Below are 12,655 nucleotides of genomic sequence, written 5' to 3'. Positions count from 1 at the left end.
TCGGCCAGGACACCCTGCGCTCGTGCCTCACCCGTGGCCACCACCGTCATGCTGGTATGTCGATCCGCCTTCACCCGCCGACCACCTGCGCCAGCGGCACGACCTCCACGCCCGCCTCTTCGAGCGCCCGCCGGATCCGGGCGACGAAGGCGATCGCCTCGGGGTTGTCTCCGTGTACGCAGATGCTGTCCGCCCGGATGGGGACCTCCTCCCCCGTGATCGCCGTGACCTTGCCCTCGGTCACCATCCGCACGGCGCGGGGGATGGCGATCTCCGGATCGTGGATCATCGCATCCGGTCGCGAACGGGGAACCAGCGTGCCATCGGCATTGTAGGCACGGTCAGCGAAGACCTCCTGGGCCACCTTCAACCCGACCTCCTCGGCCGCCCTGACCATGGCCGAACCGGCCAGGGCGAGCAAGATGGAGTCCGGTGCCGCGGCCTTGACGCCCTCGGCGATGGCCCGGGCGAGCCGGAGGTCCCTCGCCGCCATGTTGTACAGCGCACCGTGGGCCTTGACGTGTTGCAGCGGGCGACCCGCGGCGCGGGCGAAGGCGGTGAGCGCCCCGACCTGGTAGATGACGAGGTTCTTCACCTCTTCCGGCGTGAGCTCCATGCTGCGGCGACCGAACCCCTGCAGGTCGGGATGCCCCGGATGCGCCCCGATGCCCACGCCGTTCTCCGCCGCCATCGCGACGGTCCGGGCCATCACCATGGGGTCGCCGGCGTGAAACCCGCAGGCGATGTTGGCCGAGGTGACGTGGCGCAAGACCTCGGCATCCAACCCCAGCCGGTAGACGCCGAAGCTCTCGCCAAGGTCCGCATTGAGGTCGACCCGCGGTACCATGTCCGTCCCTCCCCCTCGGTAAGCCGTGGCCCCGGAAAACGTGCCCTGGCGAAGTCGGAGACGAACGAATCAGAAGCAAGGGCCGCTGAAGGCGCAACCGGCGCTGACACGGCCACTCAAGAACGCGGCCACCTCACGCGAGGCGCTGCGCCAGGCGCCGCAGCCCCTCCTCCCGCTCCCGGTAGAGCCGGACCGCCTCGTCGCGGCTCACCGCCGCGAACCGTACCCTGTCCCCCGGCTTGGCCTGGGCGATGCGCGGGATGTCGACGCTGATCACCGTGGCGATCTTCGGGTAGCCACCCGTCGTCTGGCGGTCGGCCAGCATCACGATGGGCCGCCCGTGTCCCGGCACCTGCACCGCGCCGAGCGGAATCCCGTCGGAGATGATGTCCGCCGGCCCGGCATGTTCGATCGTCGGCCCGTCGAGGCGACAGCCCATGCGGTCCGCCTCCACCGTGACCACGTACTCGGCGCTCAAGAACGTCGCGACCCCGGCCGGCGTGAAGTGGTCGTCTTGCGGCCCGAGCACCACCCGCAGGGTGATGGGGCTTCCATAACGGGGGACGAACTCGTCCGGGACGCGCCGGCCGGCGATCTGGCGGGCGACCTCCCCCGGCGACGCATCCGAACCACCGGCGTCCCCCGACCGGCCACGGACGGCCGCCCGTGGCCGGCGGGTCGTCGCCGGTTCGTCCGCACGGAAGAGGCCCCCCGCCTTGAGGACATCCCCGGCCTTGAGGGCTCGACCGCCGATCCCGCCGATCCCGCCCCGCAGATAGGTCGAGCGGCTCCCCATGACCGGCGGCACGTCGATGCCGCCCGCCACGGCCAGGTAGGCCCGGCACCCCTGCTTCACGCCGCGGAAGCGGATCTCGTCGCCCGGTTCCACCGCCACCGCCTCCCAGAGCGGGAGCGGCTGGCCGTTCCGCGTCGCCCCCAGGTCGGCGCCCGTGACGGCGATGACCGTCGGGGCCAGCACCCGGAGGGTCGGGCCGAGCAGGGTGATCTCGAGGCCCGCCGCGTTCTCGTCGTTGCCGACCAGGAGGTTGGCGACGCGGAGGGCGTACTCGTCCACCGCCCCCGCCACGGGCACGCCGAAGGCCTGGTAGCCGTGCCGGCCCCGGTCCTGCACCGTGGTGAGCAGTCCCGGTGCGACGACCTCGAAGACCTCCGCCATCCGCGATGCCCACCTCCACCCGGGTCCGGTTTCTCGCCCCTGCCGCCGCCCAACTTTCTCGACCCTCCCGCCGCCCAACCGCCCTGACCGCCGCCGGGCCTCCACGCTGTGCCGCCTCCGATGGGCCGGGACACGGCGATGGGACGGGACTCGCCGATGGGTCGGGGCTCAATGTTCGGCAACCCTGGGCATGACCTCCACGCGATAGGTGCCGGTCGCCACCTGGGCGGCAATGGCCTCGTACTCCTCCCGTGTCACCGCTTTGAAGCGGACGTAGTTGCCCGGGGCCAGGAGCACCGGCGGTTGCCGGTAGGGGTCGTAGAGCTTGATCGGCGTCTGCCCGATGATCCGCCAGCCGCCTGGGCTCTCGACGGGGTAGACCCCGGTCTGCTTGCCGGCGATGCCCACGGACCCCGCAGGGATCTTCGTGCGCGGCGATTCCAGGCGCGGCGCGGCGATCCGCTCGTCCATCCCGCCCAAATAGGGGAAGCCCGGCGTGAAGCCCAACATGTAGATCAGGTAGTCCCGGCCGGTGTGGATGCGGATCACCTCGTCCGCGGAAAGCCCCGTGTGCTCGCAGACGAAGGGAAGGTCGGGGCCGAATTCGCCCCCGTAGCAGACGGGGATCACGGTCACGGTGGGCGCTGGGAGCTGCAACGCCTCCCGGTTGCGGACGAGATCCAGCAGCCCCTGCTCCAGCGCCGCGGGCGCCACCTGCATCGGATCGAAGTACACCAGGACCGAGCGGTAGGTCGGAACCACCTCCATGACCCCCGGGATCGGACGAACCTGCAAGGCTTGCGTCAACGCTCGCACACGGGCGTGGATGGCGGGCGAGATCTCGTTGCCGAATTCGACCACGAGCGCCCGGTCCCCGGCGGGCAGGAAGCGGACGGGGCGGTCGAATCCCTCGACTTCGTGTTGGTGCACGGCGGGCTCGACTTCTCGGCGACCGGATGGTCCGGACTGGCGAACGGAATCCCCCGACCCGCCGGCTCGGTCAGGCTGGCTGGACGGGTTCGGGTCGAACCGGGGTGCCTGGAACCCGGCTGGCTGGTCCATGGACGCTCCCCCATCGGTTCCATGGTTCTGGTTCGACCATGCTGGCATGGCGGCCGTCACCGCCCGCCGCGATCGGAACTGCAACCATCCCACCCCGCCGGAGGCTGGGAGGCTGATGCCGTCGCCCACCCAATACCGAAGCGGAAGGGCGCTGGTCGCGGCCCACAGGCGATGACGGGGAGCCTGCGAACATCGGCTACTACCATGATCCCACCGGCGGCGGATCCCGCAAGTGCGGCCACGACGACCGGGGTGTCACGTCACCAAGTGGGCAGCCCTCACGCATCCGTACCGTCCCTGCGTCGCCCAAGGAGCTCGAGTGTCACCCTACCAACTGGGCAAGCGTCACCGCCGCCAGAGGGCAGCCATGCCCTGGAGGGACTGGATGCCCGCGTACACCGCCAACGCCACCACGATGATCCCGAAGGCGGTCATCCAGGCCGGATGCCGGTAGTCGCCCGCGATGTCCCTGCGGCGGCACGCCAGGAGCACGGTGCCCAGGGTGATCGGGAGGATCAGGCCGTTGAGGGATCCGGCCAGGATGAGCAGCGCCACCGGCCTCTCCACGGTGACGAAGAGCAGCGTCGACGCGGCGATGAAGCCGATGATCCACTTGGCGTGGTGCCTCTCGATGGACGGGTGCAGCGTCCGCAAGAACGAGACCGACGTATACGACGCCCCGACCACGGAGGTGACGGCCGCGGCCCAGAGGACCACACCAAAGATCTTGTAACCCAGCATGCCGGCGCCGATCTGGAACGCGGAAGCCGGCGGATTCTGGGGGTCGAGCCTGGCCCCGGCCGCAACGACACCGAACACGGCGAGGAAGAGGAGCACGCGCATGAGGGAGGCCGTCAAGATCCCCGTGACCGAACTCCGCGTGACCTCCTGCAGGTGCTCAGGACCGCGGATGCCCGCATCCAGCATCCGGTGCGCTCCGGCGAAGGTGATGTACCCGCCCACCGTCCCCCCCAAGAGCGTGAGGATGGGGAGGAACGGAACGTGCGTAGGTGCGACCGCGCGCAGGAGCGCTTCGCCCAGCGGCGGCTTGGTGACGACGGCTACATAGAGGGTCAGAACCAGCATGACGACCCCGAGGATCTTGGCGAAGTTGTCCATCGCCCGGCCCATCTCCTTGGACAGGAAGACGTAGAAGGCGATGAGCGCCGAGGCGATGGCTCCCCACTTCACGTCGAGGCCAAAGAGGACGTTGAGCCCCAGCGCCGCGCCGCCGACGTTGCCCACATTGAAGGCCAGCCCACCGAGGGCCACGATGAGCGCGATGAAGTAGCCCAGCCCCGGCAGCACCTTGTTCGCCAGGTCCTGCCCGCGCAACCCCGACACCGTGATGATGCGCCACACGTTGAGCTGGGCGCCGATGTCGAGGATCACCGACGCGAGGATCACGAAGGCGAAGTTGGCCCTGAACTGCTCGGTGAAGACCGCGGTCTGGGTGAGGAACCCGGGACCGATGGCGGAGGTCGCCATGAGGAACGCGGCCCCGAGGAAGACCCCGGCCGCGGTGCGGGGTGGGGATGGCTGATTTGGAGGGGCGGGTGCGGGCATGGGTGTTCCTCCTCGTCCTCTTCCTGGTCGTGACTTGCACTTCTGTCCACGGTCGTAGGCGTTCACTCCTGGATCGCGGCGAGTCGTTGCGACCCCCCACCGGCAAGGGCCTCTTTCATTGTTCGCCAATCGGCCCTTGCCTGAGGGTGCGGCACCTCACCCGGAAGATCAGCGGGAGGGTGCTACGCTCTCGGCGAAAGGGCCACCACCCGAACCTGCGGGCGCAGGGAGGCGTAGGCATCGGCCTCGAACCGGCCGGCCACCGGCGACGTCACGGTGGCCGCTGCGACGGCCACGGCATGGGCGAGGCATTCCGGCCACGCCCAGCCACGGAGCGCGCCGTCCACGAGCCCAGCCACCAGCGCGTCCCCAGCGCCCACCGGGTTCCCGCGCACCACCGGTCCCTGCGCCCACCATGTCCCAGCGGGCGTCGCGGCCACCACGCCGCCGGCCCCCATGGAGATCACCGCCGCGGCCGGCCCCGCACGCTGCAGGGCCTCCGCGGCTCTCCTGACCTCTTGCAGCCGGGGCGATGCTCCGCCGACCCCACCGGCGTCTCCCAGGATCTCCTCCACGGAGGGTAAGGGTTGGTCGGCGGCGCGGTCGCAAGGGGCCGGCGGGGCGCTGGGGGGCGCAGCGGGTGTTCCCTCGCCGTTCAGGGGCCTAGGCTCGGGCGGTAACGGCGGCCTACCCTCGGGCTGTACCCGCGGTTCGGAACTGGCGGCACGGCGCCGCCATCTGCCGGGGACGACGGCGCCCCTGCCGGTCCGGGCCATGAGTGCTTCACCTTTACCAAGTTCACCCGCCATGAGCTCTTCCAGTTCACGCAGGTTGGGCTTGATCATGTCGGGAGCCGCAACGAGCCCGTGCCGCAAGGCCTCGCCACTGGTATCCAGGACGGTGCGCAGGCCGGCCGAACGGGCCAGACGGATCAGGCATGCGTAGGCGTCTCCAGGCAAACCCGGCGGAAGGCTTCCCGACAAGACGACGGCCGCGAACTCGTCCCGCCGCACCCACTCCGCAAACGAGCGCACGAATTCCTCCCATGCTCCCGGGGAGATCTCGGGCCCGGGCTCGTTGAACTCGGTCGACTGGGCGACATCCTGCTCGAAGACGGCGAGGCAGCGCCGGGTCTCCCCTTCCACCCAGACCCAGCGGGTTTCCAACCCCGCTTGCGCAAGCTCTTCGGCCAGACGTTGGCCCGTGGCGCCCGCGGCAAAACCGGCCACCGCCACGGGCGCGCCCAGCCCCTGTAAGACCCGGGCGACATTGACCGCCTTGCCGCCGGCCCGCATGTGCACCCGGCGCACGCGATGCGTGGTGCCGCGGCGGAGGAGATCGACCTCGTAGGTGATGTCGAGGGCGGGGTTCAGGCAGATCGCCAGCACTCGCCCCCCGCCCCCTGCGCACCGGTTCACCGGCACGACTCGCACCTGCCTCCCGGTGGCATTCGTTCACGCCCGCCCCTGGGACCCGCAGAGGCGAATCTTCCGCGCTGCCTCGTCCTGCAGCGCCTTGAGCGCCGGCGCGAGCAGCCTGCGCGGATCCGTCTCATGGTTGCCCGACAGAGCGGCCCGCAGTGCGCCAGCCCATGCGTGCTTGAGCTCGGTCGCGAAGTTGACCTTGGCCACCCCCCACGCGATGGCGGCTTGCAACATCTCGGCCGTCAGACCCGAGCCCCCGTGCAAGACCAGGGGTACCGGCACCCGGGCGCGAATGGCCGCCAACCGCTCGAGATCGAGTCGCGGTGCCTCCCGGTAGACCCCGTGCACGGTGCCGACCGCGACCGCCAGGCTGTCCACGCCAGTGCGCGCCACGAACTCCTCCGCCTGCTCGGGAAGAGTGAACTCATACCCCTCCGGCGCACCGGCCACACCTGTGTTTGCCGGATCCCCCGCCCGCGGCACGTATCCCAATTCCCCTTCGACCGCCACCCCGGCAGCGTGGGCGGCCTCGGCCACCTTGGCCGTAAAGGACACGTTGTCCTCGAAGGGGAGCGAAGAACCGTCCGCCATCACGGAGGTGAACCCGTGACGCAATGCCCCGAGCACGAGCTTGTAATCGCGTGCGTGGTCGAGGTGCAGGACCACAGGCACCCGGCACCGGCGGGCCGATGCCCGCACGACCGCCTCGATGGCGTCGAAGCCGAGGAAGGCGATCGTCCCCGCCGAGGCCTGGAGGATCAGGGGTGACCGCTCGGCCTCCGCCACCTCCAGCAAGGCCGGGACCATATCGAGACTGTGGAAGTTCAGGCCGGGCACGGCGTATCCCTCCGCCGCTGCCCGCCGCAAGACCTCGCGCGCATCCACCAGGGGCATGAGACTCCCCACCCTCCGGATCGCGTCTGCCGACGCTCAGACCCGAACGACACGCCCACAAGAGGGCCGCCCATGTCTCAAGTACCAGGGTCGCCTCCATCTCATCCTTTGAGGGCTCCCGCCAGCAAACCCCTTACGAAGTACCGACCCAGAAGAACGTACACGAGCAAGGTGGGTAGGGCGGCAAGAAATGCAGCCGCCATCTGAACATTCCACTGGACGATCTGACTTCCGGAGAGGTTCTGTAACGCGACCATCACGGGCTGCCGGTCCGGCCCCGTGATAGCCACTGCAAATAGAAAATCGTTCCACGCGGATGTAAACTGCCAAATCGCAACCACCACCGCAGCCGGTGCTGACAAGGGCACGATGATGTGCCGGTATTGCCGCAACACACCTGCACCGTCCAGCAAGGCAGCCTCCGTAATCTCGTTGGGTATGCTAGCATAAAAATTTCGAAATATAAGGGTCGTTATCGGTATACCGTAGACGACATGTACGATGACCAGACCGGTCAGTGTGTTGTACAAGCCCATCGCCTGAAGTGTCGTAATTAGCGGAATAAGAACACTTTGGTATGGGATAAACATTCCGACAAGCAAGATGGTAAACAACGCCTGTGCACCACGAAACCTCCACCTCGCCAAGACGTATCCGTTGATCGACCCTATCAGGACCGAGACCACGGTTGCCGGCACAACCACTTTGAAGGTATTAAGGAAGTGAGGGCCAAGCTTTGCATACGCTATACGAAAGCTGTCCAAATTCGGATTATGCGGTAGATTCCACATCTGGTCGAGCGATGCTTCCGCCGCCGTCTTCAGCGAGGTCAAGATCATAACGCACACGGGAGTTAGGGTAACCAAGGAAAACAAGACCAGGCCAATGTACATCAATACGCGCCTAGCCACTCATTTCACCCCGCCGCTCCCGCCATATCAGGTACGGGATGAAGATCGCCATCGTCAGTAGGAGCATGATCATGGAAATCGCCGCGCCTTGAGCAAACCGGTTGCCGCGGAATGTCGTTTCGAACATGTATACGCTTGGCATGTCCGTGACATAGGCGGCGCCGGACCCCGTCATCGCGTAGATCAAGTCGAACACCTTCAAGGACACGTGACCGAGAACGATGGTCACGGTGACGGCTGCCGGCCACAGCAACGGTAGGACGATGTGCCGGTAAAGTCGCCACCCGGTAGCCCCATCGATCTGGCCCGCCTCACGGACTTCATCGGGGATACCCTGGAGGGCGGCAAGGAAGATGGCCATGGCAAACCCGGACATCTGCCAGACGGCCGCCAGGACGACGGCAATCATGGCGAGAGGTACGCCCAACGGCACTTGCCCCCAAGACCATAAACCTGGCAGCACGCGAGTATCTACATACCACAGCGGAACCGCCGAGATACCTATCTTTTTGATCAAGAGGTTTATACCAGTAGTCGGGTTTAGCAACCATTGCCACACAACCCCGGTGACCACAAAGGACAGTGACATAGGGAATAGAAACAGGTTTCGGAAGAAGGCCTCACCGCGCGGGCGCTGGTCTAACAAGAGAGCGAGGACCAAACCGACCACCAGGCAAGCAGCGGTGAAAATGACCGTGAACACAATGGTATTGCGAATATCAGCCCGGAATCGGAAGTCCTCGAAGAGCGCCCTGTAATTCTCCAGGCCTATAAAGGACAGGTCACGGACGAAAGTATTCCAGCGTGATAGGGATACGTAGCCCGTCCAGCCGATGAAGCCGTAGACGAAAACGCCAACCGCGAGAAGAGACGGCAAGAGTAACACAATAGGCAAAACCCGATCAGCATGAAGGCTGGACTTCAAGACGATCGACCCCCAACGGGGCCCGGGGCCGGGGCAAGATCACGCCCCGGCCCCACCCCCGCATCGGACTGTGCCGACATCGGCCCTACTGAACCTACCCAGGCACGTTACTGATCCAGGTACTGCTTGGCCGCGGATGCGAGCCCCTGCAAGGCGGTATCGACGTCTCCTGTCGTTGCGAAGACACGGATCACCTGAGTCGCCTGCTCCACGAAAGCAGGAGGTGCGGCGCTGCCATGAGCCAGGCTGGGAACTAGCTCGTTGGTCTTGAAGTCCTCCATGGTTGACTTCCCATAAGCGTCATACTTGCTGGGGTCCGCGTCGAGACGAGCAGGAATCGACCCTTTCAGCGGGTTAAAGGTGTCTTGCCCTTCCACGGAACCCAGAAGCTTCAACCACTTAATGGTCGCGTCGCGGTGTTTGATACCAACCGGCAAGCCGAAGGTGTCGGAGACCACCATAAAGCTGCCTTCCGTATTGGGTGTGGGGGCCCATCCGAAGTCTTCTTCAGGCTTCAACTTGAGGTCGACGGTGTAATACCCCTTGACCCAGTCCCCCATCACGTTCATCGCTGCCTGGCCATCCGCCACCAATTTCGCGGCGTCCTGCCAGTTCCTGGCGGCGTGATCCACGTTGACGTACTGCAGCATGCGGCCCAGGATCTCCAGGGACTGCCGAACTTCAGGACCGTTCCACGGCTTTGACCCCGTGAACAGCGCCTTGTAGCCCTCCGGGCCGGCAACACCCAGTAGGATGTCCTCCCAGAGATGCAACAGTGTCCACGGCTCCTTGTCGCCGAGGGCGAGGGGCGTGACGCCCTTCGACTTCAACGCATCGGCCACCTGGAAGAACTCATCGAACGTCTTGGGCGGTTTCAAGCCGTGCTGATCGAAGACCTTTGCGTTGTACCAGAGAACGTTGCCACGATGGATATTGACGGGCACGGAATAGATCTGGCCGTCCTTGCTCAACATATCGATGAGATCCTTCGGGAACTTGTCCCGCCACCCTTCCTCGTCATACAGGAAGTTCAGTGGTTCCATCTTGCCGGCGGCAACCCATGTGTCCAGCAACTCGCGCCCGGCGTGAACTTGGAAGGTATCGGGCGGATTGCCCGCCTGCATCCGGCTTGCGAGGACCGCCTTCGCATTGGTGCCCGCCCCTCCCGCAACGGCGGCGTTGATGACGTCGATGCCGGGGTTCTGCTTCTTGAACAAGTCGATCAACGCCAGCAAGCCTGCTTCTTCGCCGGCTCCCGTCCACCAGCTGAAGATCTCAACGGCTTGCTCACTGGTGGTCCCAGCTTGCTGGTTTCCTTGCTGTGCCTGCCTTTCGGCCGCGGGCTGTGCCGGCTGCTGGCCGCAGCCCGCCAGTATGAGAGCGGCCACGAGTGTTACCACCATCGTGCGCCACTGACGCACTTTGCTCCCCTCCCGCGTCATGGCTTGGTCGCTTCCCACAGGCTACTACCGGAAACTTCTCCAAGACGAGCACTGTACGCGCTCATTGCGGACTCCGGCAGGATGCTGGGTCCCTTGCCCGCACCCGCCGCGGCAGACGCCCGCACGACACCGCCGGACACCTCCCCTCTCGTCGCGGCCTTGAGCCTTGCTGATCGCCGCTACCGCGCCTCATCGTTCCCGGATAAAACCACCTTGCCAACCCGCGAGCCATGCGGCGCCAAGGATTCCCGCATCGTCGCCCAGCGCAGCTGGTACCAGCCGCACCCTGACGCGATGGACGGGCATGACGCGCTGGGAGACTTCACGCAGCAAGGGGTCCCAAAAGGCCTCGCCCGCCCGTGACAATCCCCCACCGATCACAACCCGTTCCGGGGCCACCAGGTTCACCGCAGCGGCGAGTCCTTGAGCGAGGGCGTGCGCCGCTTGCTCCAAGATCTCCCGGGCCCGAGGTTCACCGGCGCGGGCCGCCTCGGCTACGTCGGCTGCCGATGGTGGCCCCCCACCTTCCCGTGACAGGCCGGCCTGTGTTGCTGCACGTTCGACGGCGGATGCGGAAGCATACTGCTCGATGCAACCGCGATTGCCGCAACCGCATGGAGGGCCGTCGGGGTCAAGGACGAGGTGGCCGATCTCGCCAGCGGCATCGTCGTTACCGTAGTACGGCTTCCCGTCCAGAATGAGGGCAGCGCCTACGCCGGTGCCCAGGGTGACACAAAGGAGATCGGTGGCGTCGCGCCCAGCGCCGAATCGCCACTCGCCATACATGACGACGCGCACGTCATTGTCGATCCACACCGGGACTCCTTCCGGTAAACGGGCCTGCAAAAGGTCGGCAAAGGGGACGTCACGCCAGCCAAAGTTTGGAGCAAGCCGTGCCATCCCGTCTCGCCTGCGCACCGGACCAGTGACGCCCGCCCCGACGCCGAGAAGGTGCTCCCGCTCGACCCCAACCCGCGCCAGACCTCGTTCAATGAGCCGGGCGATGAGATCGGCAATCGTGTCAGGCCCACGACGCCGCGGTGTGGGCAGAACGTCCCTCCATAGTACCCTGCCGTCGGTGGACACCAAGCCGACGCGCAAGTTGGTGCCACCCACATCCACACCCGCAAGCACACCGTCGCCTTTCGTCATGATCGGGATAGCACCGCCTTGAAGTGCTCGATCATGGGAACGGGCGTGGGATCGATCCCGCGCAGGAGGGCGAGGTACAGGCTCACGTAGTCCCCGAGGTGGACGAGAGAGAACAACCGGGCCAGCCGTCCCCTGCCACGGGCCTGTACGACCCGAACCCCTCCCGCGCGCTCCCGCAGCACCTCGACGGTAGCGGCGACACGCTGTTGCAACACTCGGGGCGCCTGGTCATCGGTCAAAAGAATGAAGAAGAAGCGACCAAACAACTCCCGCTCCATCTCCCACCCGACGGCCTCGTCGTGATGGGCGTCTGGAAGCAGGTTGGCGAAAGCCATGACCTTAGCGTTCTCACCGAATTGCCGCTTCCACCGCTCCGCAACAGCACCTGTATTCGGATTCAAGCCGTAGACGACGGGAATGTGACCGCGCAACGCGAGGGCGAGCTGCTTTGCCTCGTTATCCGTAACCGGCATGGCCGTCCCCCACCGGCGAGCCCCTTCGGCGAGAACCGCGTAGAGCTCTCCCAGCTGCTCCGCAAGCTCGACACCTGTGTTGCCCGCCAACCCCAACTTATGAAAAACCCCGAGAAGGGCCATAAAAAGGTAACCGATGGCCATGCGGGGCGGCGTACCCCCCGGCACATGGATCACCGGGTGGCCATAGCTCCGCGCACGCGCCGCCAGCTCGCCACCGGCGGTGATGACGACGGCCGAAACACCGGATGCGGCGGCCTGTTCGTAGGCCTGCAGCGTCTCCTGGGTATTGCCTGAGTAGCTCACGGCCACAACGAGGGTGGTGCGCCGTAGGTATGCAGGCGGTTGGTAGGCTTGGCAGATCTCGATAGGCACCTCGGAGCGATCGTAAAGATAGGTTCGCAGCAGGGTCGCCGCAGTGGCGGACCCGCCGCCGGTACCGAGAATGAGTACGTGGTCCGGCATAGGGATGCCTGCCAGGTCCGCCTGCTCCACTCGGCCCCACGCCTCCCGGAACTGTCGCGTATAGTCATCCACCAAGGAAAGGGCACCTGCTCGATCCAGCCGTCTGAGAGCGTCGAGATCATCGAGGTCCACGGGCATCCCTGGCACCAGGCCAACCTCCTCGTTCCGATGCAGCTCCTGGGCTGGGGACTGCCAGGCCAGGGCGACGGTCTTGCCCGGCTTGCCCGGCACGCTGGCATGGCATTCGACGTAAGGGGAGCCGATTCCTTTCGGAATCGATCATATCCTTTCATGTGTTAGCAGGATATGCGGACACC

Annotated in this window: 11 protein-coding genes; all 11 read right to left on the bottom strand. The window is 66.1% G+C overall.

Annotated features, from left to right (window positions below):
* Nucleotides 1-70: 70 nt before the first annotated feature.
* Nucleotides 71-847: a LamB/YcsF family protein gene (locus THESUDRAFT_RS02720; protein WP_006903184.1), complete on the bottom strand. Its 777-nt coding sequence runs from the start codon at nucleotides 845-847 to the stop codon at nucleotides 71-73.
* A 133-nt stretch (nucleotides 848-980) separates the two neighbouring features.
* Nucleotides 981-2,024, bottom strand: a complete 1,044-nt coding sequence (locus tag THESUDRAFT_RS02715; protein WP_006903183.1) for a 5-oxoprolinase subunit C family protein — start codon at nucleotides 2,022-2,024, stop codon at nucleotides 981-983.
* Nucleotides 2,025-2,192: 168 nt separating this feature from the next.
* The gene (pxpB, locus tag THESUDRAFT_RS02710; protein ID WP_242823215.1) at nucleotides 2,193-2,954 is read right to left on the bottom strand and encodes a 5-oxoprolinase subunit PxpB; all 762 of its coding nucleotides are present in this window, start codon (nucleotides 2,952-2,954) and stop codon (nucleotides 2,193-2,195) included.
* A 477-nt stretch (nucleotides 2,955-3,431) separates the two neighbouring features.
* A complete protein-coding gene (locus THESUDRAFT_RS02705) occupies nucleotides 3,432-4,652 on the bottom strand; it encodes an NRAMP family divalent metal transporter (RefSeq protein WP_006903181.1) in 1,221 nt (406 codons plus the stop codon).
* Nucleotides 4,653-4,834: 182 nt separating this feature from the next.
* Complete coding sequence (locus tag THESUDRAFT_RS12075; protein ID WP_242823214.1) at nucleotides 4,835-6,040, bottom strand: 1-phosphofructokinase family hexose kinase; 1,206 nt, start codon at nucleotides 6,038-6,040, stop codon at nucleotides 4,835-4,837.
* Nucleotides 6,041-6,106: 66 nt separating this feature from the next.
* Nucleotides 6,107-6,970, bottom strand: a complete 864-nt coding sequence (locus THESUDRAFT_RS02695; RefSeq protein ID WP_006903179.1) for a class II fructose-bisphosphate aldolase — start codon at nucleotides 6,968-6,970, stop codon at nucleotides 6,107-6,109.
* A gap of 101 nt (nucleotides 6,971-7,071) precedes the next feature.
* Nucleotides 7,072-7,863, bottom strand: a complete 792-nt coding sequence (locus THESUDRAFT_RS02690) for a carbohydrate ABC transporter permease (protein ID WP_006903178.1) — start codon at nucleotides 7,861-7,863, stop codon at nucleotides 7,072-7,074.
* Nucleotides 7,864-7,873: 10 nt separating this feature from the next.
* Nucleotides 7,874-8,806, bottom strand: a complete 933-nt coding sequence (locus THESUDRAFT_RS02685) for a carbohydrate ABC transporter permease (RefSeq protein ID WP_006903177.1) — start codon at nucleotides 8,804-8,806, stop codon at nucleotides 7,874-7,876.
* Between the two features lie 107 nt (nucleotides 8,807-8,913).
* Complete coding sequence (locus tag THESUDRAFT_RS02680; protein WP_242823213.1) at nucleotides 8,914-10,227, bottom strand: ABC transporter substrate-binding protein; 1,314 nt, start codon at nucleotides 10,225-10,227, stop codon at nucleotides 8,914-8,916.
* Between the two features lie 210 nt (nucleotides 10,228-10,437).
* Entirely contained in the window at nucleotides 10,438-11,400 is a 963-nt protein-coding gene (locus THESUDRAFT_RS12655; RefSeq protein WP_006903175.1) for an ROK family protein, read from the bottom strand.
* Nucleotides 11,397-12,476 (bottom strand): bifunctional phosphoglucose/phosphomannose isomerase, encoded by a 1,080-nt coding sequence (locus THESUDRAFT_RS02670; RefSeq protein ID WP_040826731.1) that lies wholly within the window; start codon nucleotides 12,474-12,476, stop codon nucleotides 11,397-11,399. The genes THESUDRAFT_RS12655 and THESUDRAFT_RS02670 overlap by 4 nt, the downstream gene beginning before the upstream one ends.
* Between the last annotated feature and the right edge of the window lie 179 nt (nucleotides 12,477-12,655).

The sequence above is a fragment of the Thermaerobacter subterraneus DSM 13965 genome (assembly GCF_000183545.2).
GTDB lineage: Bacteria > Bacillota > Sulfobacillia > Thermaerobacterales > Thermaerobacteraceae > Thermaerobacter > Thermaerobacter subterraneus.
The sequence above is the reverse complement of the archived record's forward strand: the minus strand, read 5'-3'. Positions and strand labels throughout refer to the sequence as shown.

Excerpts from the sequence above, each read along its gene's own strand:
- THESUDRAFT_RS02720 (WP_006903184.1), bottom strand. The coding sequence starts at position 847 with ATGGTACCGCGGGTCGACCTCAATGCGGACCTTGGCGAGAGCTTCGGC.
- THESUDRAFT_RS02715 (WP_006903183.1), bottom strand. The coding sequence starts at position 2,024 with ATGGCGGAGGTCTTCGAGGTCGTCGCACCGGGACTGCTCACCACGGTG.
- THESUDRAFT_RS02705 (WP_006903181.1), bottom strand. The coding sequence starts at position 4,652 with ATGCCCGCACCCGCCCCTCCAAATCAGCCATCCCCACCCCGCACCGCG.
- THESUDRAFT_RS02695 (WP_006903179.1), bottom strand. The coding sequence starts at position 6,970 with ATGCCCCTGGTGGATGCGCGCGAGGTCTTGCGGCGGGCAGCGGCGGAG.
- THESUDRAFT_RS02690 (WP_006903178.1), bottom strand. The coding sequence starts at position 7,863 with ATGTACATTGGCCTGGTCTTGTTTTCCTTGGTTACCCTAACTCCCGTG.
- THESUDRAFT_RS12655 (WP_006903175.1), bottom strand. The coding sequence starts at position 11,400 with ATGACGAAAGGCGACGGTGTGCTTGCGGGTGTGGATGTGGGTGGCACC.
- THESUDRAFT_RS02670 (WP_040826731.1), bottom strand. The coding sequence starts at position 12,476 with ATGCCCGTGGACCTCGATGATCTCGACGCTCTCAGACGGCTGGATCGA.